Source organism: Paenibacillus sp. FSL R5-0810, assembly GCF_038002285.1.
GTDB classification, from domain to species: Bacteria; Bacillota; Bacilli; order Paenibacillales; family Paenibacillaceae; genus Paenibacillus_AQ; species Paenibacillus_AQ lactis.
Genome location: NZ_JBBOCF010000001.1, coordinates 4,961,139 through 4,987,053, shown reverse-complemented (window position 1 = coordinate 4,987,053; position 25,915 = coordinate 4,961,139). Strand labels below are relative to the sequence as shown.

The 25,915-nt window shown below is 51.8% G+C and carries 18 protein-coding genes, 10 tRNA genes, 3 rRNA genes and 1 other RNA gene; all 32 read left to right on the top strand.

What is annotated here, in order from left to right; translation table 11 throughout:
- Positions 1-108: 108 nt before the first annotated feature.
- The 32 genes from fba to MKX76_RS22020 all read left to right on the top strand — a co-directional run bounded on the left by fba (position 109) and on the right by MKX76_RS22020 (position 25,914).
- The gene (gene fba / locus MKX76_RS22175) at positions 109-963 is read left to right on the top strand and encodes a class II fructose-1,6-bisphosphate aldolase (protein ID WP_007133131.1); all 855 of its coding nucleotides are present in this window, start codon (positions 109-111) and stop codon (positions 961-963) included.
- Positions 964-1,177: 214 nt separating this feature from the next.
- Positions 1,178-2,437 (top strand): UDP-N-acetylglucosamine 1-carboxyvinyltransferase, encoded by a 1,260-nt coding sequence (locus MKX76_RS22170; RefSeq protein WP_007133130.1) that lies wholly within the window; start codon positions 1,178-1,180, stop codon positions 2,435-2,437.
- Between the two features lie 173 nt (positions 2,438-2,610).
- Positions 2,611-3,936: a transcription termination factor Rho gene (rho, locus tag MKX76_RS22165; RefSeq protein WP_007133129.1), complete on the top strand. Its 1,326-nt coding sequence runs from the start codon at positions 2,611-2,613 to the stop codon at positions 3,934-3,936.
- 35 nt (positions 3,937-3,971) lie between these two features.
- The gene (locus tag MKX76_RS22160) at positions 3,972-5,249 is read left to right on the top strand and encodes a radical SAM protein (RefSeq protein ID WP_007133128.1); all 1,278 of its coding nucleotides are present in this window, start codon (positions 3,972-3,974) and stop codon (positions 5,247-5,249) included.
- Between the two features lie 266 nt (positions 5,250-5,515).
- The gene (rpmE, locus tag MKX76_RS22155) at positions 5,516-5,713 is read left to right on the top strand and encodes a 50S ribosomal protein L31 (protein WP_028406562.1); all 198 of its coding nucleotides are present in this window, start codon (positions 5,516-5,518) and stop codon (positions 5,711-5,713) included.
- Between the two features lie 117 nt (positions 5,714-5,830).
- Positions 5,831-6,097: signal recognition particle sRNA large type (ffs, locus tag MKX76_RS22150), an RNA gene on the top strand.
- Between the two features lie 392 nt (positions 6,098-6,489).
- Positions 6,490-8,217 (top strand): DNA polymerase III subunit gamma/tau, encoded by a 1,728-nt coding sequence (gene dnaX / locus MKX76_RS22145; RefSeq protein WP_007133127.1) that lies wholly within the window; start codon positions 6,490-6,492, stop codon positions 8,215-8,217.
- 42 nt (positions 8,218-8,259) lie between these two features.
- Complete coding sequence (locus tag MKX76_RS22140) at positions 8,260-8,571, top strand: YbaB/EbfC family nucleoid-associated protein (RefSeq protein ID WP_007133126.1); 312 nt, start codon at positions 8,260-8,262, stop codon at positions 8,569-8,571.
- Positions 8,572-8,596: 25 nt separating this feature from the next.
- Positions 8,597-9,196 (top strand): recombination mediator RecR, encoded by a 600-nt coding sequence (gene recR, locus MKX76_RS22135; RefSeq protein WP_007133125.1) that lies wholly within the window; start codon positions 8,597-8,599, stop codon positions 9,194-9,196.
- Positions 9,197-9,535: 339 nt separating this feature from the next.
- Positions 9,536-9,826, top strand: a complete 291-nt coding sequence (locus MKX76_RS22130) for a DUF2508 family protein (RefSeq protein WP_028407137.1) — start codon at positions 9,536-9,538, stop codon at positions 9,824-9,826.
- Between the two features lie 49 nt (positions 9,827-9,875).
- Positions 9,876-10,142 carry a pro-sigmaK processing inhibitor BofA family protein gene (locus tag MKX76_RS22125; protein ID WP_007133123.1) on the top strand — a complete coding sequence of 89 codons (267 nt, stop codon included), beginning with the start codon at positions 9,876-9,878 and terminating at the stop codon, positions 10,140-10,142.
- Positions 10,143-10,507: 365 nt separating this feature from the next.
- A 16S ribosomal RNA gene (locus MKX76_RS22120) occupies positions 10,508-12,061 on the top strand.
- 135 nt (positions 12,062-12,196) lie between these two features.
- Positions 12,197-12,313, top strand: a 5S ribosomal RNA gene (gene rrf / locus MKX76_RS22115).
- 9 nt (positions 12,314-12,322) lie between these two features.
- Positions 12,323-12,399: transfer RNA gene (locus tag MKX76_RS22110), tRNA-Ile, on the top strand.
- 26 nt (positions 12,400-12,425) lie between these two features.
- Positions 12,426-12,501 (top strand) — tRNA-Ala (locus tag MKX76_RS22105).
- A gap of 304 nt (positions 12,502-12,805) precedes the next feature.
- Positions 12,806-15,732: ribosomal RNA gene (locus tag MKX76_RS22100) — 23S ribosomal RNA — on the top strand.
- Together the 16S, 23S and 5S rRNA genes with 10 tRNA genes alongside form the textbook arrangement of a ribosomal RNA operon.
- A 164-nt stretch (positions 15,733-15,896) precedes the next feature.
- Positions 15,897-15,988, top strand: a tRNA-Ser gene (locus MKX76_RS22095).
- A gap of 33 nt (positions 15,989-16,021) precedes the next feature.
- Positions 16,022-16,098 (top strand) — tRNA-Met (locus tag MKX76_RS22090).
- Between the two features lie 9 nt (positions 16,099-16,107).
- Positions 16,108-16,183, top strand: a tRNA-Val gene (locus MKX76_RS22085).
- A gap of 27 nt (positions 16,184-16,210) precedes the next feature.
- Positions 16,211-16,286 (top strand) — tRNA-Thr (locus MKX76_RS22080).
- A gap of 10 nt (positions 16,287-16,296) precedes the next feature.
- Positions 16,297-16,373 (top strand) — tRNA-Asp (locus MKX76_RS22075).
- Between the two features lie 91 nt (positions 16,374-16,464).
- Positions 16,465-16,537, top strand: a tRNA-Phe gene (locus tag MKX76_RS22070).
- A gap of 12 nt (positions 16,538-16,549) precedes the next feature.
- A tRNA-Tyr gene (locus MKX76_RS22065) sits at positions 16,550-16,635 on the top strand.
- Positions 16,636-16,642: 7 nt separating this feature from the next.
- Positions 16,643-16,715 (top strand) — tRNA-Lys (locus MKX76_RS22060).
- 266 nt (positions 16,716-16,981) lie between these two features.
- Positions 16,982-18,205, top strand: a complete 1,224-nt coding sequence (locus MKX76_RS22055) for a PucR family transcriptional regulator (protein WP_341034621.1) — start codon at positions 16,982-16,984, stop codon at positions 18,203-18,205.
- Between the two features lie 104 nt (positions 18,206-18,309).
- On the top strand, positions 18,310-19,434 hold the full coding sequence (locus MKX76_RS22050) for an ABC transporter ATP-binding protein (RefSeq protein WP_007132960.1): 1,125 nt from the start codon (positions 18,310-18,312) through the stop codon (positions 19,432-19,434).
- Positions 19,435-19,783: 349 nt separating this feature from the next.
- The gene (hprK, locus tag MKX76_RS22045; protein WP_007132961.1) at positions 19,784-20,722 is read left to right on the top strand and encodes an HPr(Ser) kinase/phosphatase; all 939 of its coding nucleotides are present in this window, start codon (positions 19,784-19,786) and stop codon (positions 20,720-20,722) included.
- 19 nt (positions 20,723-20,741) lie between these two features.
- Entirely contained in the window at positions 20,742-21,896 is a 1,155-nt protein-coding gene (gene lgt / locus MKX76_RS22040; RefSeq protein ID WP_341034620.1) for a prolipoprotein diacylglyceryl transferase, read from the top strand.
- Positions 21,897-21,900: 4 nt separating this feature from the next.
- The gene (ppaX, locus tag MKX76_RS22035) at positions 21,901-22,548 is read left to right on the top strand and encodes a pyrophosphatase PpaX (RefSeq protein WP_341034619.1); all 648 of its coding nucleotides are present in this window, start codon (positions 21,901-21,903) and stop codon (positions 22,546-22,548) included.
- A gap of 14 nt (positions 22,549-22,562) precedes the next feature.
- Positions 22,563-23,069: an acyltransferase gene (locus MKX76_RS22030; protein WP_007132964.1), complete on the top strand. Its 507-nt coding sequence runs from the start codon at positions 22,563-22,565 to the stop codon at positions 23,067-23,069.
- A gap of 180 nt (positions 23,070-23,249) precedes the next feature.
- Positions 23,250-24,473 carry an acyltransferase gene (locus MKX76_RS22025; protein WP_028406111.1) on the top strand — a complete coding sequence of 408 codons (1,224 nt, stop codon included), beginning with the start codon at positions 23,250-23,252 and terminating at the stop codon, positions 24,471-24,473.
- A gap of 244 nt (positions 24,474-24,717) precedes the next feature.
- Complete coding sequence (locus MKX76_RS22020; RefSeq protein ID WP_341034618.1) at positions 24,718-25,914, top strand: ATP phosphoribosyltransferase regulatory subunit; 1,197 nt, start codon at positions 24,718-24,720, stop codon at positions 25,912-25,914.
- Position 25,915 lies beyond the last annotated feature (1 nt).

The window sequence follows — 25,915 nt, the reverse complement described above, 5'->3', positions numbered from 1 at the left end:
TCGGGAAATGCTTGTTTAGTATTTACGACGCGATGTGGTATAATATATGCGTATGTTATGTCGGCTTTAAACCATAGACAAACTAAGCATCTTTAGGAGGATGAAACCATGCCATTAGTATCAATGACAGATATGCTGAACAAAGCGCTCGAAGGCAAGTATGCTGTTGGTCAGTATAACATCAACAACCTTGAGTGGACTTACGCGATTCTGGAAGCGGCTGAGCAAGAGAAATCCCCGGTTATTCTCGGTGTTTCTGAAGGCGCAGCACGTTACATGGGCGGCTTCAGCACCGTTGTGCACATGGTTAAAGGTCTGATGGAAGACCTGAAAATCACGGTTCCAGTAGCGATTCATCTGGACCATGGATCCAGTGTCGAGAAATGTAAAGAAGCGATCGACGCGGGCTTCACTTCGGTCATGATCGATGATTCCCACAGCCCGATCGACACAAATATTGCAACAACGAAGCAAGTTGTCGAGTATGCTCATGCCAAGGGAGTATCCGTTGAGGCAGAAGTGGGCATGGTAGGCGGCCAAGAAGATGACGTAATCGGCGATGTTATGTACGCGAAGCTTGATGACTGCGTGCGCATCGTGAACGAGACGGGCATCGACACGCTGGCACCTGCGCTTGGCTCCGTACACGGACCATACAAAGGCGAACCAAACCTCGGTTTCAAAGAGATGGAGGAAATTCGCGATGCCGTGAAGCTTCCGCTCGTTCTTCATGGCGGAACAGGTATCCCGACGCATGATATCAAAAAAGCGATCTCGCTCGGTACTTCCAAAATCAACGTCAACACCGAGAACCAAATTTCGTTCACGAAAGTGGTTCGCGAAGTGCTCGCCGCTAAACCAGAAGCTTACGATCCTCGTACGTTCTTGAAGCCAGGCCGTGAAGCGATCAAAGAAACGGTTGTCGGCAAAATCCGCGAGTTCGGCTCCAACAACAAAGCTTAAATTCCATACCTATTCCGAATCCCTTATTGCCCTTGGCGGCTATAACAGTAGATTTGGAATCATCTAAGATATATGTTTAGGCTGTCTTATGCTGCACCTTGAATTGGAAAGGCACCGGTTTTCTTGCGGTGCACTTTCCTTTTCATTTACTTACGAACGACTGCCATCAGAACCATTTCCGGCTGCGAAGTGATGTAGGGGGACCCGAAAGCTTATGGAAAAATTGATGATCAGCGGTGGACGCCCACTGCGAGGCACAGTCACCATCAGCGGTGCCAAGAACAGTGCTATAGCGTTAATTCCTGCCGCAATCCTGGCGGATTCAGAAGTCATACTCGATAACTTGCCGCTGCTCAGCGACGTGGCGGTGTACGCCGAAATGCTGAGAGATATCGGCGGAGAGGTATCATGGGAAGGCAATCAGATGAGAATCGACCCTTCTGATATCAAGTCTATTCCGATGCCCAACGGACCCGTGAAGAAACTGCGCGCCTCCTATTATATGATGGGTGCTATGCTTGGAAGATTTAAAGAAGCCGTGATCGGCCTGCCGGGCGGCTGTAATTTTGAACCTCGCCCGATCGACCAGCACATCAAGGGGTTTGAAGCGCTTGGCGCAACCGTGACGAATGAGCACGGTTCCATTCATCTGCATGCCAAGGAGCTGCGGGGCGCTAAGATCTACCTGGATGTAAGCAGTGTCGGCGCGACGATTAATATCATGCTGGCGGCTGCCAAAGCCAAAGGCTCCACAATTATCGAAAATGCGGCCAAAGAGCCTGAAATCATAGATGTTGCTACCCTTCTAAACTCAATGGGAGCCGTCATTAAAGGCGCCGGAACGGAGACAATCCGGATTGAAGGCGTTACGGAAATGCACGGCTGCCGTCACTCGATTATCCCGGATCGGATTCAAGCCGGCACCTACATGATTGCCGCTGCCGCCACTCGCGGCGATGTTCTCATCGACAATGTTATTCCGAAGCATCTGGAAGCGTTAACCGCGAAGCTGATCGAGATGGGCGTCGGCATCGAGGAGCTGGATGAGAGCATCCGCGTAATCGGCAAAGACCGATACAATCACGTGGATGTTAAAGCCCTGATTTATCCCGGATTCGCAACAGATCTGCAGTCGCCGATGACCAGTCTGCTTACGCAAGCCGAGGGAGTCAGCGTTCTTAGTGATTTTGTATATAGCAACCGGTTCAAGCATGTGCCGGAACTGATTCGGATGGGCGCCAAGATTCGTGTGGAGGGACGCTCCGCGATTATCGAAGGAGGCCCGCTGAATGCAGCGAAGGTCAAAGCGACTGACCTCCGTGCCGGCGCGGCGTTGGTCATTGCAGGGCTTACGGTGCCGGAGGGCGTAACCGAGGTCAGCGGCGTACAATTTATTGACCGCGGCTACGACCATTTGGTCGAGAACCTCCGCATGCTCGGGGCCGACGTATGGCGCGAGACCGAAGAAGAATAATTTTCACCCAGGATGAGGGAAATATGCCGTCTTTACTGCATATCTCCCTCTAATTTGGGTAATGCTTATCTAGTAAAGTGTAAAGTAACTCATAGAATGATAGACTTTTTTTACAATCATATTGAAGGCTTGAACGTGAAAAGACACGAAAAAATTGAATAGGTGGTTATTAAATGGATTTACAAATATCCGATTTGGAAGGCATGAAGCTAACGGATCTATATAAGCTGGCCAAGAAATACCAGATTCCGTACTACGGGCAGTTGAAGAAGAAGGAACTGATTTTTGCCATTCTTCGGGCCCAGGCTGAACAGAGCGGTTTAATGTTCATGGAGGGCGTGCTTGAAATCTTGCCGGAGGGCTACGGATTTCTCAGACCGATCAATTACTTGCCGAGCACGGAAGACATTTATATTTCGGCATCCCAGATCCGCAAATTCGATCTGCGTACCGGTGATCTGGTTTCAGGCAAATGCCGGGCGCCTAAAGAGAATGAACGATACTTCGGTCTGCTTCAGGTGAATGCCGTCAACGGCGAGAATCCTGCGGTAGCGGCAGAACGACTGCACTTTCCAGCCTTGACTCCTCTATACCCGCAAGAAAAGCTTGTTCTCGAAACATCCCCTAATCAGTTGTCCACCCGAATCATGGATTTGCTCGCACCGGTAGGTCTAGGACAACGCGGTTTGATTGTGGCACCGCCCAAAGCAGGGAAAACGCTCCTCTTAAAAGAAATTGCCAACAGCATCTCAACCAATTATCCAGATATCGAACTGTTTGTTTTGCTTATCGACGAACGTCCGGAGGAAGTAACGGACATGCAGCGCTCAGTCAAGGGAGAGGTGGTTGCTTCCACGTTCGACGAGCTGCCGGAGAACCATATTAAAGTGGCTGAACTGGTGCTCGAGCGTGCATTACGCTTGGTGGAACATAAGAAGGATGTCGTGATCCTGCTTGACAGCATCACCCGTCTTGCCCGTGCCTACAACCTGGTCATCCCGCCATCGGGCAGAACGCTTAGCGGTGGTATTGATCCTGCGGCGTTCCATCGTCCGAAGCGTTTCTTCGGTTCGGCACGGAACGTGGAGGAAGGCGGAAGCCTGACGATTCTGGCAACCGCGCTGGTGGATACCGGCTCGCGCATGGATGATATCATTTACGAGGAATTTAAGGGTACAGGAAACATGGAGCTTCATTTGGACCGCCGCTTCGCGGAACGCCGTATTTTCCCGGCAATCGACATTCGCCGCTCGGGCACACGGCGTGAAGAAGTGCTCTTGAACAAGGAGGAGCTGGATACGATCTGGGCCATTCGTAAGAACATGAACGATTCGGCCGATTTCGTGGAGGGCTTCTTGAAAAAAATGCGTGACAGCAAAAACAACGCGGAATTTTTGGCAGCATTTGATGTCAGTGCGAACAGCAGCGGATCGGGCAGCTCGGGCAATCCGGCCAGACGTCCGTCCCGTGCATCGCAGACGGCTGCCCCTCAAAGCTAATCCCGAGTACGAAAGCCGGAGAATAGGAGATCAACATGTATTTGGTTTACGCAGATGAACAAGGAAACGTCTATGATCATCCCGAGCTGTTCGGGTTAGCCCGCAGCGCAGATATGATCGTTGAAATATTGGAGGATGAATTAATTCCATTGCCGGAAGGGGCAACGCTGGTCGGACTGCCGAACACCCGCGCCATCGGAATGGATCCCGAGAGCGGTGAGATGCTGCCGCTGGAGGAGGGCTATACCGCGGTAGGTGCTCTGCTTCCGCAGGGCTTTACCCGCCTGTGCCTGCCTGGGTATGTAAAGACCGACAAGGAATACAAGCTCCCGCTCTTCGGATATTCCGCCGTCGTGTGGAAAGACGGAGCCTTCTATACAACGGCCCGGCTGTCCGATGATCCGGAGAAGTGGAATCCGGTTAATTGCGATCTGAATGAGCTTGAGCTTGGAGTAAAGCGGCTGACCGAGAAGTATCCTGATAACCGGTTGTACGAGCATCTCTCGAATTGTGCGCTCGGGTATGAATGCCTTACCGCCTCCAACACCTTCCTGAATCGCTGGGAGGGCGCTGTGCCGGTATCCTATTCCTGCAATGCGGGCTGTTTTGGCTGCATATCGGAACAACCGGATGACAGCGGCTTCGTTGCGCCTCAGACGCGGATGAACTTCCGACCACGGGTGGATGAGCTGGTGCAGGTTATGATGGAGCATCTCAAGACGCCGGATTCAATTATCAGCTTCGGCCAAGGCTGTGAAGGTGAGCCTTCCACGCAGGCCAAGATCATTATCGAGGCAATGAGAGAGGTTCGTTCCCGGACCGACATGGGTTATATCAATATCAATACAAATGCGGGTCTGACCGACTTTATCCGCGGCATTGTCGATGCAGGGCTTGATCTTATGCGGGTAAGTACGATCAGTGCGCTGGATGATCACTATAACGCATACTACAAGCCGCGGGCCTACACATTAGCTAATGTGGAAAAATCTTTGCGCTACGCATCCGATCAAGGCGTGTATACGTCGATCAACTACTTGATCTTCCCCGGCGTAACGGATCGCGAGGAAGAGCTTGAAGCGATGATCGAGTTTGCCCGCCGTACCGGACTTCGTCTCATTCAGCTTCGGAATCTGAACATTGATCCGGAGAGCTATCTTGAGCTGATACCGCCGGCACGGGGAGAGATTCTTGGGATGAAGCAAGCCATTGAAATTATGCAGGCCGAGCTGCCTGATGTTGTGATCGGTTCCTACACGCATGTTCCGCCCGCCGGTCAGGCGCGGCCTAAGAAAAAGCCTTTAATGAGCTAATTAATGTAGCTGTCGGTAGAGATTTGTCCATCTTGTTCGTAGATGAAGGATGGTAAGCCATTCGTAAACGCTGCTTAAAAACGATGCTTGAGCAAGCATGTTTGCGAGGATCTCCTAAAATCAGGTCCTGGATCCAGTTTTGGGCTCGGCTGAGTATTTGTGTGCGGGCTATTGCGCAATGAAAAATGCCGTGATATACTGATTTTATGTGTCCATATAACTCTGGGTCCGCATGAGGCTCAGGGCGGAAAGAGGTGAAAGGTATAATGAAACAAGAGATTCAACCGAAATATCACGTTACTACAGTAACCTGCGCATGCGGTAACACGTTCGAAACAGGTTCTGTAAAGCCGGATCTTCGTGTCGAGATTTGCTCTAACTGTCACCCGTTCTTCACAGGTAAGCAGAAATTCCTGGATGCTGGCGGTCGTGTTGATAGATTCAAAAAGAAATACGGTATCTAATAACAAGCCCTTCGCCTTTACTGGCCGAAGGGTTTTTGTTTTATTATGGCAGGGCGGGGGTTAACAACTTCTTCCGTCGGTTGCATTTTTGGTGCCCATGCGCTATACTAAAGTTCGCCGTGCTAGATGGGGAGGTAGCGGTGCCCTGTAACTCGCAATCCGCTGTAGCGAGGTTGAATTCCTGTTAGAGGTATTGTCGATGTGAGGCTGGTCCCTGCGCACAATGTTGACGGTTGGGTCCTCCGCAATGAGCACTTGTGAACCTGGTCAGGTCCGGAAGGAAGCAGCCATAAGCAAGCCCGCTCTTGTGCCGGAGGAGTGCCTAGCCCGAGTTGCTGTTCAGGATTGCCGCTCGGATCGCAATTATCAATAACAGGTGCACGGTATTACATAGCATCTACTCTAACACCCTTGCCTAAGGCAAGGGTGTTTTTGGTTAGTGGATGAATAGACGATGAAGCTCTGTAAGGATATCCAGTGGAAGAAATGGTATTTTTCCAGGTACGGCGTGCAATTCTAGAACATGTTCTGTGCGTCGATCCATGTCGATTAATTTGGATAAAGATTTCCAATTAAACGTTTTGCTAAGGCAGGGGAAAGTAGTATAGAATGTAGTATAATAATATCCGTCAGCTGATGGCTGTTGATGCGTTGGTCTGATGAATCGAAGTAGCAAACAACGATGCGCGTATGTTTTCGATACGGGTTAGTCCGGATGATGGATCCGTCCGTTCGAAAAACAACGTGAAGTGGAAGTTGAAAGAGGGTAAAGCACAGTGGAACATATCGCGCTATATCGTGCATGGCGGCCGCAGTCGTTCAGCGACATGGTGGGCCAGCAGCATATCATCCAAACCCTGCAGAATGCTATTCGCGAGCAGCGGGTGTCCCATGCCTACCTGTTCAGCGGTCCGCGGGGCACAGGTAAGACCAGTGCCGCTAAAATTTTGGCCAAAGCCGTGAACTGTGAGCATGGTCCGGCTGAGGAACCCTGCAATACATGTGAAGCCTGCCGGCGAATAACCGCAGGAGCTGTCATGGATGTCCAAGAGATCGACGCGGCTTCCAACCGCGGCGTTGAAGAAATCCGGGATTTGCGGGAGAAGGTCAAATATGCACCAACTGAGGTGCGGCGCAAGGTTTATATTATCGACGAAGTACACATGCTGACAACAGAAGCGTTCAATGCGCTCTTGAAGACGCTCGAGGAGCCGCCGGCACATGTGATGTTTATACTGGCCACCACGGAGCCGCATCGGCTTCCTGCCACCATTATTTCGCGTTGTCAGCGGTTTGATTTCCGGAGAGTTTCGCTTGATGAGCAGACGGGTCGGCTGGAGCGGATCTGTACGGAAGAAGGGATTACGGCTGAGCCCGAGGCGCTCTCGTATATTGCCAGACTTTCCGACGGCGGGATGCGCGATGCGCTGAGCATCCTGGACCAGATCGCTTCCTTTACCGGCGGCACGGTATCCTATCAGCAGGTGCTGGACATGACGGGTGGCATCGCCTCCGAACAGTTCGGCCGATTGGCCGCAGCCCTGAAGCAGGGCGATGCGGGACTCGTGCTGCAGATCGTGGAGCAGTTCATGCAGGAAGGGAAGAGCGCTGACAAGTGCATGGAGAACCTTCTGTACTATTTCCGCGACCTGCTGATGATCAAGATGGTTCCGGATGCCGACAAGCTGACGGATCGTGTGCTGAATCCGGCGGAGTTTCAAGAGATGGCAGGCGCCTTTAGCCGTGAAGAGCTGTTTCAGATGATCGATACGCTGAACCGCTATCAGGGGGAGATGAAGTACGCTTCGCAGCCGCAGACGCTGTTTGAAGTCGCTCTGTTGAAGTTATCGGGCATCGCTCAATCGGCAGGAGCTTCGGCTCAGAGCTCCGCGCAAGCCGGCAGTGCTGCTGACGCGGGCGAGGTGGCCAAGCTGAAGCAGCAGGTTGCCGCGCTGGAGAAGAAGCTGGAGCGTGTCATGCAGAACGGAGTGCCTGCTGGTGCCGGACGTGAAGCTGCCAAGCCGGCAAGAACGCCAGCGCCGAAGGTAGCGTCCACCGCCAAAATACCGCAGCATATGGATCAGTATGTCGCTTCCCGAAGCAGTGAGGCCTTTACTGCCGTGCAGCGGCAGTGGCCGCAGATTTTGCAGAATGTTAAGGAAACGAAGGTTACGGTCCATGCTTGGCTGATGGATGGGGAGCCGGTCTCCGTATGGGAAGACAATGTGCTTGTCGGGTTTAAAAACAACATCCACCGCGAAACGACCGAGAAGCCGGCCAACAAGCAGGTGATCGAGAGTGTGCTGGAGTCTTGCCTCGGCAAGCCGTACAGGCTCGTTACGATGATGCTCCGGGACTGGAGTGAAGCGGTGGAGGGCGTAGGAAAGCCCCAGGCCGAAGAGCTGAAGCTGGAGCATGAAGAGGCCGGAGAGAACGGAGAAAAACCTTGGATTGATGAGGCGATCCAGCTTTTTGGTGAAGACCTCGTTGTCATAAAAGACTAGTACGCTTAATCGCGTGCACCCTATATGAAGGAGAGATGACTCATGAATAATATGAACCAAATGATGAAGCAGGTTAAGAAAATGCAGGAGCAAATGCTGAAGGCACAGGAAGAACTCGCCACGAAAAAGGTGGAAGGCACTTCCGGCGGCGGCGTTGTTACGGTAGAGGCTAACGGACATAAGCAAATTCTGTCCATTAACATCAAGCCGGAGGCCGTTGATCCTGATGATGTGGAAATGCTTCAGGACTTGGTATTGACCGCGGTGAACGATGCGCTTGCGAAAGCGGAAGAGCTGGCTAATGCAGACATGGGCAAATTCACAGGCGGCATGAAAATCCCGGGCTTGTTCTAATCTAACCTAGAAGGAGTAGTTACATTTGTACTATCCCGAACCGATCGCGAAGCTCATCGACGCCTTTACGCGACTGCCGGGTGTGGGGCCGAAGACGGCTGCCCGCCTGGCTTTTCACGTTTTGAATATGAAGGAAGACGATGTCATTGATTTTGCCAAAGCGCTGGTGAGCGTCAAGCGGAATTTGCATTACTGCTCGGTATGCTGCAACATTACGGATACGGATCCGTGCCGGGTATGCCAGGACAAGACGAGGGACGCATCCGTGATTTGCGTCGTGCAGGATGCGAAGGATCTAGTGGCTATGGAGCGCACGAAGGAGTTTGACGGTTACTATCATGTGCTGCATGGAGCGATATCGCCAATGGAGGGGATCGGGCCGGATGAAATCCGCTTGAAAGAACTTCTCACCCGGCTTAGCGATGAAAGGGTGAAGGAGCTGATTCTGGCAACGAACCCGAATATCGAGGGGGAAGCCACGGCGATGTATATATCGCGACTGGTTCGTCCTTTTGATATTAAAGTAACCCGGATCGCGCATGGGCTGCCTGTCGGCGGTGACTTGGAGTATGCGGATGAAGTGACGCTATCCAAGGCACTTGAGGGACGGCGCGAGTTGAATTGACCTCATACATTATTATTATGGCTGTCAGCCTGCAGGTTCATCCAAAATGTCATGGTGCCATTTAGCCTTAAATAGGCGGAAGCTGCAGAGCGTTAGTTACACATGCCAAATTAACGGGAGGGGTCCCTAAGGGGTCTCTCCCGTTGGATTGTTGCGATTTTAATACAGGCGGGTATCCGGTTTAAACCGGATGCTCGCTTTTTTTATGTAATTAGGCTGGTTACCGAAGATGGCTTGTTCAAGTGCTCGCAGGTTTATGTTCTAAGTTTGTCCTCCCCTTTATATGAATGTTACAGACGGTCTGATCAAGCTGTGACCAATAACGAAGGGGTGAGCCAGATGAGAGTATGGTGGAGACCAGCGAAGAAAGACGAACAGGAAGTATATATAACGGCTGAGGAGCAGGAGCGGATGTGGCATGTGTTTATGGACGTCCGCAAGTCCCAGATGGAATGGGAGCGGGCACATATGATGTTCCAGGAGGCGACAGGACAGGATCAGATTGATTACGCCATCTATATGCTGGAAGCGGCAGAACGGAAGTATCAGATGAATTTAAAACAGGCTAAGCAGTTGAATATTAACTCTGTATTTATGCAGAAGCTTGAACAGCAGCGGGGGAACGGGTAAAGGTAGGCGCAACCCGAGGATCGATTAAGAGGAAAGGAGTTGGACTTAGATGAAGCTGATTGTTCTAGCTGTGCTGTGCATATCATTACTGCTGCTCGTTTATATCATCTTTCGGAGGAAGCTCGGTTTTGGTTGGATGACGGTATTCGGTGCGCATCTGGCCTTGTCTGCACTAGGGATCTACGTCGTGAATTTCTCAGGGATCTTTACGGAAGTCTATATACCGCTGAATCCGATGACCATTGGTACGGTTATGATATTGGGGCTGCCGGGAGTTGCTCTGCTGATCGGATTAAAATTAACGATATTTGGGTAGTTGACGCGGCGCTCGAATCTATGATACATTAATGTTCGCCCGTTTGATTCGGGTTGCTAGCAGGGTGGATGGCAAGACAAAGATTGGTTATGAAATAATTCAAAAAAAGTCTTGACCAATAGCAAGCTAGTATGATATATTATAAAAGTCGCCGCTGAGATGCGGATGACGAAAAGAAACACTGATTGATCTTTGAAAACTGAACAACGAGTGAGTGAGGATTTTACTTGTAAAATCCATTGCGGCATCATTGGACAGGCTTCGGTTTGTCGGATGGTGAAGCATAAATGAGAATTGAACGAATTCTCGTCAGTTTTTCTAAATGAGCTTAATCGCTCTTTCAATCGATCATCCTCGGATGATCCTTATTGGAGAGTTTGATCCTGGCTCAGGACGAACGCTGGCGGCGTGCCTAATACATGCAAGTCGAGCGGACTCGATGAGGAGCTTGCTTCTCTGAGAGTTAGCGGCGGACGGGTGAGTAACACGTAGGCAACCTGCCCTCAAGACTGGGATAACTACCGGAAACGGTAGCTAATACCGGATAATTAAATCTGCTGCATGGCAGAGTTATGAAAGGCGGAGCAATCTGTCACTTGAGGATGGGCCTGCGGCGCATTAGCTAGTTGGTGAGGTAACGGCTCACCAAGGCGACGATGCGTAGCCGACCTGAGAGGGTGAACGGCCACACTGGGACTGAGACACGGCCCAGACTCCTACGGGAGGCAGCAGTAGGGAATCTTCCGCAATGGGCGAAAGCCTGACGGAGCAACGCCGCGTGAGTGATGAAGGTTTTCGGATCGTAAAGCTCTGTTGCCAGGGAAGAACGTCTCATAGAGTAACTGCTATGAGAGTGACGGTACCTGAGAAGAAAGCCCCGGCTAACTACGTGCCAGCAGCCGCGGTAATACGTAGGGGGCAAGCGTTGTCCGGAATTATTGGGCGTAAAGCGCGCGCAGGCGGTTCTTTAAGTCTGGTGTTTAAACCCGAGGCTCAACTTCGGGACGCACTGGAAACTGGGGGACTTGAGTGCAGAAGAGGAGAGTGGAATTCCACGTGTAGCGGTGAAATGCGTAGATATGTGGAGGAACACCAGTGGCGAAGGCGACTCTCTGGGCTGTAACTGACGCTGAGGCGCGAAAGCGTGGGGAGCGAACAGGATTAGATACCCTGGTAGTCCACGCCGTAAACGATGAATGCTAGGTGTTAGGGGTTTCGATACCCTTGGTGCCGAAGTTAACACATTAAGCATTCCGCCTGGGGAGTACGGTCGCAAGACTGAAACTCAAAGGAATTGACGGGGACCCGCACAAGCAGTGGAGTATGTGGTTTAATTCGAAGCAACGCGAAGAACCTTACCAAGTCTTGACATCCCTCTGAATCCTCTAGAGATAGAGGCGGCCTTCGGGACAGAGGAGACAGGTGGTGCATGGTTGTCGTCAGCTCGTGTCGTGAGATGTTGGGTTAAGTCCCGCAACGAGCGCAACCCTTGATCTTAGTTGCCAGCACTTAAGGTGGGCACTCTAAGGTGACTGCCGGTGACAAACCGGAGGAAGGTGGGGATGACGTCAAATCATCATGCCCCTTATGACTTGGGCTACACACGTACTACAATGGCTGGTACAACGGGAAGCGAAGCCGCGAGGTGGAGCCAATCCTAAAAAGCCAGTCTCAGTTCGGATTGCAGGCTGCAACTCGCCTGCATGAAGTCGGAATTGCTAGTAATCGCGGATCAGCATGCCGCGGTGAATACGTTCCCGGGTCTTGTACACACCGCCCGTCACACCACGAGAGTTTACAACACCCGAAGTCGGTGGGGTAACCCTTACGGGAGCCAGCCGCCGAAGGTGGGGTAGATGATTGGGGTGAAGTCGTAACAAGGTAGCCGTATCGGAAGGTGCGGCTGGATCACCTCCTTTCTATGGAGTACCTCGCTTCCGTAGCGAAGCGGTACAAATACGGTCAGCGTAAGCTGCCGGAATAGACTTTACGAAGTAAAGTCAACCAACTCACTCGTTGGTCAGTTTTGAGAGGTCAATCCTTTCATACATACGTTTGGTGATGATGGCGGAAGGGTTCCACGCGTTCCCATACCGAACACGACCGTTAAGCCTTCCAGCGCCGATGGTACTTGGACCGAAGGGTCCCGGGAGAGTAGGACGTTGCCAAGCGTATGATATGGGCCCTTAGCTCAGCTGGTTAGAGCGCACCCCTGATAAGGGTGAGGTCGGTGGTTCGAGTCCACTAGGGCCCACCATAACAACTTTATATACTTCCTAATATGGGGCTATAGCTCAGCTGGGAGAGCGCCTGCCTTGCACGCAGGAGGTCAGGGGTTCGATCCCCCTTGGCTCCACCATATTTATTCTTAACGCTTCCATAAATTGCAGGTTGTACTGTGATGGAGGTTGTGGTAAGATAATCTTCCGGTCGAAAGACTGGCATTGATCCTTGAAAACTAGATAACGAAACGAATTTGCGTTTTAGAAATATCCTTCTCTAACGACTTGTGTCAAGTGATTGACCAAGAAGTGAAAGAGTAGCGTTAGAGCGAAAGATTCGTGACAGGTGATCCTTTGGAAGCTTGTTTCGCCATTGAGTGGTTTTATCCAATCAGAAAACAAGCGAACAACAGAGCACATGGCACGAAGCTGGAGCGACATGGTTAAGCTACTAAGAGCACACGGAGGATGCCTAGGCGCTAGGAGCCGATGAAGGACGTGGCGAACAACGATACTGCCTCGGGGAGCTGTAAGCAAGCTTCGATCCGGGGATGTCCGAATGGGGAAACCCGGCTGGTGTAATAGCCAGTCACTTCTGCCTGAATACATAGGGCAGCTAGAGGCATACCCAGGGAACTGAAACATCTAAGTACCTGGAGGAAGAGAAAACAAGAGTGATTCCGTCAGTAGCGGCGAGCGAACGCGGAACAGCCTAAACCAGAGAGCTTGCTCTCTGGGGTTGTGGGACGTCTCACATGGAGTTACAAAGGTTTAGATTAGACGAACAGGTCTGGAAAGGCCGGCCATAGAAGGTAAAAGCCCTGTAATCGAAAATGTGAACCCTCCGAGACGGATCCCGAGTAGTGCGGGGCACGTGAAACCCCGTATGAATCCAGCAGGACCATCTGCTAAGGCTAAATACTCCCTAGCGACCGATAGTGAAGCAGTACCGTGAGGGAAAGGTGAAAAGCACCCCGGAAGGGGAGTGAAATAGAACCTGAAACCGTGTGCTTACAAGAAGTCAGAGCCCGATCTATGGGTGATGGCGTGCCTTTTGTAGAATGAACCGGCGAGTTACGTTCCCATGCAAGGTTAAGGCGAGAAGCCGTAGCCGCAGCGAAAGCGAGTCTGAATAGGGCGCTTTAGTATGTGGACGTAGACCCGAAACCGTGTGATCTACCCCTGTCCAGGGTGAAGGTGCGGTAACACGCACTGGAGGCCCGAACCCACGTACGTTGAAAAGTGCGGGGATGAGGTGGGGGTAGCGGAGAAATTCCAATCGAACTCGGAGATAGCTGGTTCTCCCCGAAATAGCTTTAGGGCTAGCCTCGGAAATTAGAGTCGTGGAGGTAGAGCACTGATTGGGTGCGGGGCCCGCAAGGGTTACCAAGCTCAGTCAAACTCCGAATGCCATAGACTTATATCCGGGAGTCAGACAGTGAGTGCTAAGATCCATTGTCAAAAGGGAAACAGCCCAGACCATCAGCTAAGGTCCCCAAGTGTGTGTTAAGTGGGAAAGGATGTGGAGTTGCACAGACAACCAGGATGTTGGCTTAGAAGCAGCCACCATTTAAAGAGTGCGTAATAGCTCACTGGTCGAGTGACTCTGCGCCGAAAATGTAACGGGGCTAAACACACCACCGAAGCTATGGCTTGATGCTTGCATCAGGGGTAGGGGAGCGTTGTGTATGCGTTGAAGGTGTACCGTAAGGAGCGCTGGAGAGTACACAAGTGAGAATGCCGGTATGAGTAACGAAAAGATCAGTGAGAATCTGATCCGCCGAAAGCCCAAGGTTTCCTGAGGAAGGCTCGTCCGCTCAGGGTAAGTCGGGACCTAAGGCGAGGCCGAAAGGCGTAGTCGAAGGACAACAGGTTGAAATTCCTGTACCACCGTAAACCGTTATGAACGATGGGGTGACGCAGGAGGGTAGTGACGCGGACTGATGGATGTCCGTCCAAGCAGTGAGGCTGATGTGTAGGCAAATCCGCACATCGTAAGGCTGGGCTGTGATGGGGAGTGAAAATTACAGTAGCGAAGGTCATGATCTCACACTGCCAAGAAAAGCCTCTAGTCAGGTGAAGGTGCCCGTACCGCAAACCGACACAGGTAGGCGAGAAGAGAATTCTAAGGCGCGCGGAAGAACTCTCGTTAAGGAACTCGGCAAAATGACCCCGTAACTTCGGGAGAAGGGGTGCCTCGGTAGGGTGAATAGCCCGAGGGGGCCGCAGTGAAAAGGCCCAAGCGACTGTTTAGCAAAAACACAGGTCTGTGCGAAGCCGCAAGGCGAAGTATACGGGCTGACGCCTGCCCGGTGCTGGAAGGTTAAGGGGAGCGGTTAGGGAGTAATCCCGAAGCTGTGAACCGAAGCCCCAGTAAACGGCGGCCGTAACTATAACGGTCCTAAGGTAGCGAAATTCCTTGTCAGGTAAATTCTGACCCGCACGAATGGCGTAACGACTTGGGCGCTGTCTCAACGAGAGATCCGGTGAAATTTTAATACCTGTGAAGATGCAGGTTACCCGCGACAAGACGGAAAGACCCCATGGAGCTTTACTGCAGCTTGATATTGGATTTGGGTACGATCTGTACAGGATAGGTGGGAGCCTAAGAAGCATGAGCGCCAGCTTGTGTGGAGGCGACGTTGGGATACCACCCTGATCGTATCTAGGTTCTAACCTGGTACCGTGATCCGGTACGGGGACAGTGTCAGGCGGGCAGTTTGACTGGGGCGGTCGCCTCCTAAAGAGTAACGGAGGCGCCCCAAGGTTCCCTCAGAATGGTTGGAAATCATTCGAAGAGTGCAAAGGCATAAGGGAGCTTGACTGCGAGACCTACAAGTCGAGCAGGGACGAAAGTCGGGCTTAGTGATCCGGTGGTACCGCATGGAAGGGCCATCGCTCAACGGATAAAAGCTACCCTGGGGATAACAGGCTTATCTCCCCCAAGAGTCCACATCGACGGGGAGGTTTGGCACCTCGATGTCGGCTCATCGCATCCTGGGGCTGAAGTAGGTCCCAAGGGTTGGGCTGTTCGCCCATTAAAGCGGTACGCGAGCTGGGTTCAGAACGTCGTGAGACAGTTCGGTCCCTATCTGTCGTGGGCGTAGGAAATTTGAGAGGAGCTGTCCTTAGTACGAGAGGACCGGGATGGACGTACCGCTGGTGCACCAGTTGTTCCGCCAGGAGCACGGCTGGGTAGCTACGTACGGACGGGATAAGCGCTGAAAGCATCTAAGCGTGAAGCCCCCCTCAAGATGAGATTTCCCAATTCGTAAGACCCCTTGAAGACGACGAGGTAGATAGGTTGGAGGTGGAAGTGCAGCAATGCATGGAGCTGACCAATACTAATCGGTCGAGGGCTTATCCTAAACAACACCCCAAAAAGTGAAGCGAAGCTTTGAAGCGGATGCCGAATACTTTTCGGGGACCCCGATCCAACATTGGGGAAATGCTACGGATTCTAAACAACGCAAAGACGTTTCGTATCTAGTTTTCAGGGTTCAATCTCTGAAACTGCATAATAAGTTATGATGGAGAGATACCCAAGTGGCTATAAGGGGACCCTCTGCTAAGGGGTTAGACTGCGTAAGCGGTGCGAGGGTTCGAATCCCTCTCTCTCCGCCATTGATATAACTTGAATGCATAAGAATTTGTTATGGCGGCGTAGCTCAGCTGGCTAGAGCGTACGGTTCATACCCGTGAGGTCGGGGGTTCGATCCCCTCCGCCGCTACCATACATATTCGGAGGCTTAGCTCAGCTGGGAGAGCATCTGCCTTACAAGCAGAGGGTCGGGGGTTCGATCCCCTCAGCCTCCACCATGAATATTTTTGTACGTCCTTATATGCGCCGGTGTAGCTCAATTGGTAGAGCAACTGACTTGTAATCAGTAGGTTGGGGGTTCAAGTCCTCTCGCCGGCACCATCTAAAATGCGGAACTGTGGTGTAGAGGCCTAACATGCCTGCCTGTCACGCAGGAGATCGCGGGTTCGAATCCCGTCAGTTCCGCCATTTTAATTACCAGCATAAAAGTGAATCGGTTTCCACAGATTAAAGTGGGAAGTGTTACACTCCGCACTTTATTTTTATGCCAATTACATATGGCTCGGTAGCTCAGTCGGTAGAGCAGAGGACTGAAAATCCTCGTGTCGGCGGTTCGATTCCGTCCCGAGCCACCTTTATATTTTGGAGGATTAGCGAAGTGGCCAAACGCAGCAGACTGTAAATCTGTTCTCGTACGAGTTCGGTGGTTCGAATCCATCATCCTCCACCAGTATTACGAGCCATTAGCTCAGTTGGTAGAGCACCTGACTTTTAATCAGGGTGTCGAAGGTTCGAGTCCTTCATGGCTCATCTCAAAAGTCGTCAACATTGTTGGCGGCTTTTTTGTTATGTTCTTCTGTTTTTCTAGGCTTGAGTTGTAGGGGGATTTGAACGGGAGAAGGGGAAGCTTACCGTCCGAGCGTCGACGCTGATCATCGTGCAACAGTCATCATTAGACCGAGCGCCGGGAGAGACACGCGGTAAGGAGATTTGTTGAGACTACCCGCATGATATTGTCGCTCCCGGCGGTTCGTGTGCTAAAATAAGAAAAAAACGATAAAGTGGTGGGGACATCAATGGAGATGGAGCACATCGTTCAGCAGCTGGAGCAGACCCTGGGCATATCCCTGAGATTGAAAACTTTGAATGAGCAAGAATATGGAGAACTCGCTAAGGCGCTAGCGGCTTCCAAAGATGATGCGGTGAGTATCGGCGGGTCACAAGGCAAGCGGTCGACTCAATCCAAGACGAAAAGTCCTCAAGTTCAGCACGGACAAGCCCGGTCCATGACGCAAACGGCAGCCGGTGCCTATGAGAACGAAGCACTCGGTGAGATTTGGATCCCGATCCAAATGCAGAAACCGGGTATCGTGATTGCAGTGGCCCGGGGGGATTTAACCGTTTCGGAAATCCGGCTCATTGAGCTATGGCTCTCCGCACTGCGAGGAGCCTCATCTTTAAATGCCAAGAGCGGTTCTAAAGCCGAGGAGGAGCGTTCTGCACAGCAGCTGGGCGCATGGCTGAAGGAGTGCTTGGAAGCAGGTGAGCAGGTTGCCGAGCTGCCTGAAGAGCTGCCGATCCGTTCAAGCCTGTCGGCGGATATGGTGCCGTTTCTGCTCCTGAATGAAAGCGAACATGCCCCGGCCCCGAGCTATAAGGCATTGCAGCGACTATTACGGAGCTATTTTGACGGAGACATTGTACTTGTGCCGCTGCATGAGAAGGAATGGCTCATTCTGGCAGAGCAGCAGCTGCTGGTGGGCATTGTGGATGATAAAGAAGAGCTTACTGCCGAAGGGGAGCAGGACTCGCTGGCCTTATTCTGTATGGGGCTATACGAGCTGATCTCTACGGAATGGGTCGGGGACTTTCATATATCGGCCATACCGTCCGTAAATGCCTTACACGCCCTTCCGCAGGCGGTGAACATGCTGAGGGAAACGATGACCATCGGGCGTACGTTTCAGGTTAAGGAACATATACACCTGTCGACCGGGCTTCATTTAGAACGTTTGGTGTACAGTATTCCCGAATACCAGCGCAATTTATTTTTACGAGAGTATGCCGCCGGTCATACCGATCTGTTCGAGGATAGCGAGACGTTATCGACACTGGAATCCTTCTTCGAGCTGGACTGCAACGTCAGTGAGACGGCCAAGCATCTGTATATCCACCGAAACACGCTGCTGTACCGCCTGGATAAGATCAAGCAGGAAACGGGGCTGGACGTTCGAAGCTTCAGCGATGCGGTATTAGTGAAAATAACACTGCTATTGTATAAAGTGACGAAAAGGAAATAGGTTTTTTGTGCAGATTGTGTATAGCAAGTCAGGTGCCCATCAGGTAATATAATATTATAAATTGTATTCGATTTCATAACTTTCCTAAGAGGGGGCAAATGCACATGGCAGGTGTACGCTTAGAGCATATTTACAAGAAGTATCCAGGTGCGGATAAAGCAACGGTAATCGACGTGAATCTTGATATTAAAGATAAAGAATTCTTGGTATTGGTAGGTCCGTCCGGTTGCGGTAAGTCCACAACGCTGCGTATGATCGCAGGTCTTGAGGAAATTTCCGAAGGTAAACTCTACATTGGCGACCGCGTTGTTAACGATGTAGCTCCTAAAGATCGTGACATCGCGATGGTGTTCCAGTCCTACGCGTTGTATCCGCATATGAACGTATATCAGAACATGGCATTCGGCCTGAAACTCCGTAAAGTGAAAAAAGACGAAATCGACAAGCGTGTACGTGAAGCAGCAAAAATTCTGGATATCGAGCACTTGCTGGACCGTAAGCCGAAGGCTCTCTCCGGTGGTCAGCGTCAGCGCGTTGCCTTGGGCCGTGCAATCGTCCGCGATCCGCAAGTCTTCCTGATGGACGAACCGCTTTCCAACTTGGATGCGAAGCTCCGCGGTCAGATGCGTGCCGAAATCACAAAGCTGGTTAAGCGCCTTGAAACCACGTGTATCTACGTAACGCACGACCAGACAGAGGCCATGACGATGGGTGACCGTATCGTCGTTATGCAGGATGGTATCATTCAGCAAGCCGACTCTCCGGAGCAGCTGTACAACAACCCAAGAAACCTGTTCGTTGCAGGCTTCATCGGTTCCCCAACCATGAACTTTATTAACGGTAAGCTGTCCGAGCAGAACGGCGGCGTATACTTTACTGCCGATGGACTGAATGTACAGGTTCCAGGCGGTAAGGCACAGCTTCTGAAGAATAAATCGATGATCGGCAAGGAAGTTATTATGGGTGTTCGTCCAGAAGATATCCATGAGGAGCCAGTATTCCTGGAAGCTTCCCCGAACACAATCTTCACGGCTAAAGTTGACGTAACAGAGAACCTCGGTCACGAGATGCTCTTGTACCTGAGCGGACTTGGTACGGATACCGTAATCGGCCGCGTTGATGGACGTTCCACTACGCGTGAAGGCGACAATGTGAAATTGGCTATCGACATGAACAAAGTTCATATCTTTGATAAAGAGTCCGAATTGAATGTATTGGTGGAGGACTAATCCCCAAGGCAGAAACGGCTAACTCTTGAAAAACCGCCCCTCAAGGGCGGTTTTTTTAGGTATTCGATGAGGGTGGCCGTGATATGAAATCAGCAGCATGAGCGATAACCTGAATTGCAATCCTTGGTTTTTTTCGATAAGATAAGCACAAAGCAGGGCCTACATCGCGAATGCTAAGAATAGGATTGAGACAGCATGCGTACAACGGCCGCATGATGGCATGATGAAGTTTGGCATCGCCGTAAAACCGGCGACAACCGATGAAACAAATCATGGATAACGGGTCTTTCAGCCTATGAAGGCAGGCTTCGTTATGATGTTTACATACTGGATGAAGAGGGGTAAGACCATGGCCAAGAAAGTAAAAGTGTCCGAGCTGGTCCAACAATTCCAGCTGGAGGTCATTTCGGGCGAGGAGGGCTTGAAACGTCAGATTACAACGGATGATCTTAACCGCCCGGGTCTAGAGATGGCCGGTTATTTCGAATACCATCCGCGTGAGCGCGTACAGCTTTTGGGACGGACAGAGCTGGCATTTTTCGGCATGCTCAAGCCTGAGGAGCGAAAGGAGCGGATGCGCAGCCTGTGCACGGATGAAACACCATGCATTGTCGTAACCCGTTCCCTGGAAGTGCCGGAAGAGTTAGTTGAAGTCAGCAAAGAGAAGGGCTTGCCGGTGCTGCGGAGCAGTATGGCCACTACCATTTTAACAAGCCGATTTACGAGCTTCCTAGAGCGTCGACTGGCTCCGACGACTACGATCCACGGCGTATTATGCGATGTGTATGGCGTAGGGATGCTTATCACCGGTTCAAGCGGGATCGGGAAGAGCGAGACCGCCTTGGAACTGGTGAAACGGGGACACCGCTTAATTGCGGACGACGCGGTGGAGATTCGCCAAACCTCCGACTTTCAGCTTCATGGCACCGCGCCGGAGTTAATCCGTCACCTGCTGGAAATCCGCGGAGTCGGCATTATCAATGTCATGACATTGTTCGGAGCCGGCGCCGTCCGGAACAACAAACGAATCACGCTGGTCGTTCGTTTGGAGGCCTGGCAGCAGGATAAGCAGTATGACCGTTTGGGATTGGATGAAGAGACAACACGCATAATCGATACCGACATTCCTCTGGTAACCATTCCGGTTCGTCCTGGGCGTAACCTTGCGGTTATTATTGAAGTTGCGGCAATGAATTACCGATTGAAGCAAATGGGGCTCAATGCGGCACTTCAGTTTACGAACAAATTAACAGCAACGATTAACGAAGATATGGATGACTTGGATTAGGACTAGGGGAGGTTAAATTATGAGGCAAACGTTGCTTATCGATCCGGTGGCGTTCTCCATTGGATCGCTGAGTGTTCATTGGTATGGCCTGATTCTGGGCTTAGGCGCACTGGTCGGGCTGCTCTTGGCCATTCGGGAAGGGAAACGGTTCGGTATTCCGCAGGAATTTTTCATGGATCTGCTGTTGCTTGGCGTTCCATCCGCAATCATTGCTGCACGTATTTATTATGTGGCTTTCAAGTGGGAAGACTACAAGGATAACTTCCTTGACGTGTTTAAAATATGGAATGGCGGGATCGCCATTTACGGTGCGCTGATCGGCGCCGTTATTTGCGCTGTCATCTACGTGCGCAGGAAAGGCTATTCGTTCTGGCGGATCGCCGATATCTGTGCGCCGTCCTTGCTTGCCGGGCAAATTATCGGACGCTGGGGAAATTTTGTGAACCAGGAAGCGTATGGCGGCCCGGTGGAGGAGTCCTTTTTGCGCAATACACTGAATTTGCCGGACTTCATCGTCAATCAAATGAATGTGCAGGGTGTGTTCCATCACCCGACCTTCCTGTATGAGTCGTTATGGAATGTTGTCGGCATCATCCTGGTCCTGATTATACGGAGACTTCGTTTTCTGCGTGCAGGCGAGCTGTTTATCGGTTATTTCATCTGGTATTCCATCGGACGGTTCTTTATTGAAGCTGTGCGGACCGACAGTTTGGCGTTCCAAGGGGCACAACCCGTGGCTGACTTTATCAACAACACGCTATGGGCTCCAATGAGATGGATGGGCTTCGAGCTCGGATATCTTGATCCAGCCTATGGCAACATCCGGATTTCGCAGCTCTTGTCGATCCTGCTCGTGATCGGGGGCATTGTTCTCATTATCGTACGGCGGGTGACGGGAAAAGCCAACGAACGGTACCTGGACCCGATTGTCTCGACAAAGGCAGTCTCGGAAGCGCCAGAAGCCGACCAGCAAGCCGGAAAGAGTCCGGTTTCGGCTGCCAAGGCTTCCGAGCCGGTGTCCGCAAACCGAACCGATAAGGTGCAGGAAGACGCTAACGTTAAAATCCAGGGGGAGGATCGCCCCGCAACCCCGCACGATTCGGGCAATGGGGAGTCTGATTCGTATACAGAGGATCCGGCCTTGAAGCCGGACACGGAGGATAAAAAGGAGTAGCAGCATGATTGAAACCGTACTGTTTGATTTGGATGGTACCATTATCGATACCAATGAATTGATTATTTCGTCTTTTCTCCATATCTTCGAGTCCCGGCAGACGGGTCCGCTGACGCGGGAACAAATCATTCCCCATATGGGGACGACGCTGGAGCAGCAGCTTCAGGCGTTCTCCGGCGCGGAGGATGTGAGTTCCTTCGTTCAAGCGTACCGCTCCTACAACGCGCTTCATCATGATGAGATGGTGCGAACGTTCCCTCACGTAAATGAGGTGGTGGAGCGTCTCTATGAACATGGACTTGCACTGGGCGTCGTTACCACGAAAATCCGGCCATCGACCATGATGACGCTGGAGAAATATGATCTGGAACGGTTTATGTCTGCGATTGTGACAGTAAACGACGTGGAGCATCCGAAGCCGCATCCCGAGCCCGTGTTGACTGCGGTGGAGCGGCTGGGAGCAAACCCGGAGACGACCCTCATGATCGGCGACAGCCCGGTGGACATCCAGTCCGCCAAAGCGGCAGGCGTGAAGGCCGCAGCCGTGGCCTGGTCGCTTAAGGGGGAGCAGCAGCTTCAAGCATACGAACCGGATTACATCATTCGGGATATGAGAGACCTATATGACATCGTAGGACTTCCTAAAGAATAGGAGTTTGGGGCAGCATGGCCAGAAAGTTAACCCGTTACCCGGTCGAGGGACCGAATGCGCTGTGGCAGATCTATCGCACGGTCAGTCCGTTTAAAGGCGTCAAGAATTTCATTTTTATTCAGCTTGCCCGTTATTGCCCGATTCTTCCGATGAAGAACTGGATCTATCGCCGTATGCTGGGCATGACGGTCGGCAAGCATACCGCTTTCGGATTGATGGTTATGGTGGATGTGTTCTTTCCCGAGAAAATCACGGTCGGCGAGAATTCGGTGATCGGGTACAACACGACGATCCTCGCGCATGAATACCTGATTAAGGAGTACCGTCTTGGCGAGGTGCGTATTGGAGAGAATGTGCTGGTCGGTGCCAACACGACGATCCTGCCGGGCGTTACGATCGGGGACGGCGCGGTTGTTGCCGCCGGCTCCGTTGTACATAAAGACGTTGCTCCCGGGGCGTTCGTAGGGGGAAACCCGCTGCGAGAGCTGGGAAGGGCAGCAGCGGAAAACGAGTCAATATGAGGCAATGCGACAGGAATGGTTCCCATTCGATAGGATTTATTGTAGAATGATAGAGGATCGTCAAGAAGCGAACGATAGTCCCTTGGGTATGATGCGCCTTGAGGGACTTTTTTGTCGGTTCCGAAGCGTGATACACGTAAAAAGATATGAAAAAATGGATACAAGGAGGCGACGCTCGACATGTCTGCTACGCTGATCAAGAAGGAGCGGCTGCCGCAGTTGGATATTTACCGCGCGTTGGCGATTCTGGGCGTGCTGCACGTGCATGCGACATCCTTTGCCACGGTCGAAGCACTTGATTCGAGATTCTACTACATTATTAACTTTATCAATATCTTCTTTAAATATGGAACGCCCTCGTTTATATTTCTGAGCAGCTTCGTTCTGTTCTATAACTACGCGGACCGACCGTTAACTAAAGAATTAATCGGGAACTTCTATAAGCGGCGTTTGTTGTACATTCTGCTCCCGTATTTGCTGTTCTCGATCCTGTATTTCTTTGTCCGGATGTATCAAAACGGCTATTTGGGCCCGTCATTTGATTTGTCTGCGCAGCTGCCGGTCTTTTTCGAGCGATTGATTCGCGGTCAGAACTACACGCACTTATACTTTGTGTTTATCAGCTTGCAGTTCTACATTCTGTTTCCGATCTTCCTGGCACTGTTCAAGTCTTCCCGTTTTCTGGTCCGGTGGGCCGTGCCGATCGGATTCCTGCTGCAGTGGGCATTTATCATCTGGAATAAATATGAGCTGCGGTACGAGTTTAAAGGAAGCTTAGCCATTTCCTATTTGGCTTATTATATGCTGGGTGCATTTCTTGCTATGCATTATGACAAGTTTAAGGACTGGCTTACCTTGTCCTGGTGGAAGCAGAGTGCAAGGCAGAAAGCCGGAACGGTTGTGCTCTGGGGAGGCTGGCTGTTCATGGCGCTGACGCATGTGCAGATCTGGTACAACCAACGCTTGCACGGAGCCAAATACGATTCCCTGCTGTACGAGCTGCTCTGGAACCTGCATACAGTCTTCTCCGCACTCGTCCTGATGCAGCTGGCCAACTGGCTGTACCACGGCGGCTGGAAGTGGCTCGTGAAGCTCTTAACACGAATCGGCGAGCTGTCTTTCGCCATCTACCTGGTTCACCCGTTGTGGCTGTTCCTTTATCGGGAGCTCGATCCGAAGCTGAACCCGGTAACCGACGATTATTTGATCTGGGTCTATGGCGGAATGGTAACCGCGCTGATCGTAAGCGGGCTGGCCGTACAAGCCTTCATGCGGTGGATTCCTGGAGCTTGGGTGCTGCTTGGAAGCATTCCACGTTCGCTCAAGCGGGCTCCTAAAGCGCCGACGCCGTCCCATCCGAAGGACACCGTTACCGGTGACAGCCGAAAATCGGTTGATCTCTAAAACGAATACTGAACTGCGAAGTAAAGAGAATGCTGCAGTCATGCGAGCCGTCCGGGAACCGGACGGTTTTTTTGCGAGTATATGGGGTAAAAAAATCATGCGCCCGAGTAATATGTTTGCATTCCATTGACGATAAGGTTACATTCATGGTAATATAGCCAATATTATTCTTTATCTTATTAGCAAGTTAACACTTTACCATATTGAAGTAAATCGCAAAACGGACAGAATTTGAGGTGGGATCATGTCTAAACCGAAAGGCTTCGAGAAACCGGCAGGCGTCCGGGATTATCTCCCGCATGCGGTCGCCAAGCTGCGTCGGATCGAGCGTGAGGTGCTGGCTTGCATGGATCGCTGGGGATACCGGCAAATTATGACGCCGACGATGGAATATTACGATACGGTAGGCGTGGCTAGCTCCACGTCGGACCAAAAGCTGTTCAAGCTGCTCAACAAACGTGGCACGACAATGGTGCTGCGGTCGGACCTAACTGCTCCAATTGCCCGGGTTATGTCTTCGCTGCTGAAGGATGAGCCGCTTCCGGTTCGACTGTCCTACCATGCGAATGTGTTTCGGGCAATCGAGGAGGAGGCCGGGAGAGAGGCGGAATTTTTTCAGACCGGTGTAGAGCTTGTCGGCGACGACTCACCGGAAGCGGATGCCGAGGTCATCGCGCTGGCGATCGAGTCATTGCGGGCCGCCGGGGTAGAACGGTTCAAAATTGCCATGGGACATATGGGGTTCCTGAACGGGCTGCTGCAGGAGGTACTCCTGGAACGGACGGAGGATCAGGAAAATCTGAAGCAGGATCTGCTCAACCGCGACTACGTCGGCTACAGGGGAACCATCGCCGGGTTGAAGCTGGAGGCACGGCAGCAGGAGCAGCTGGAAGGCATTCTCCGGCTTCGCGGAGGCAAAGAGATCGCCGAGCAGGCATTGGAGATTAGCAGCAATCCGCTAGCGCGCTCCTCCATTGAGCACATGGGTCATGTGTGGGAAGTGCTGGAAGCTTACGGGGTATCGGGACATGTAATGATCGATTTGACACTGCTCGGAGACTTCTCCTATTACACAGGGATCACGTTTGAAGGGTATGCCGCCGAGCTGGGATCGCCTGTGGCGAACGGCGGTCGTTATGACAAGCTGCTGAAGCAGTTTGGCCGGGATGTTCCGGCTACCGGATTTGCGCTGAAGACCAATCGGATTTTGGATGGCGTTCAAGGTACAGCAATGGAAGAGCCGCTCCCGATTCTGGTCCGCTATACGGCAGAGTACCGGCAGGAAGGCTTGGCCAAAGCGGCGAAGCTGCGGGCAGAAGGCCTCACGGTAGTAACCTCATTGATTCGGGAGAACGACCAGACCGATCTGGTTGGGGTCGCATCCGGTGTAGCAGGCAGCTTGCTGCACAAAGGCTACCAGGAAGTCATTACGCTTAAGTAGT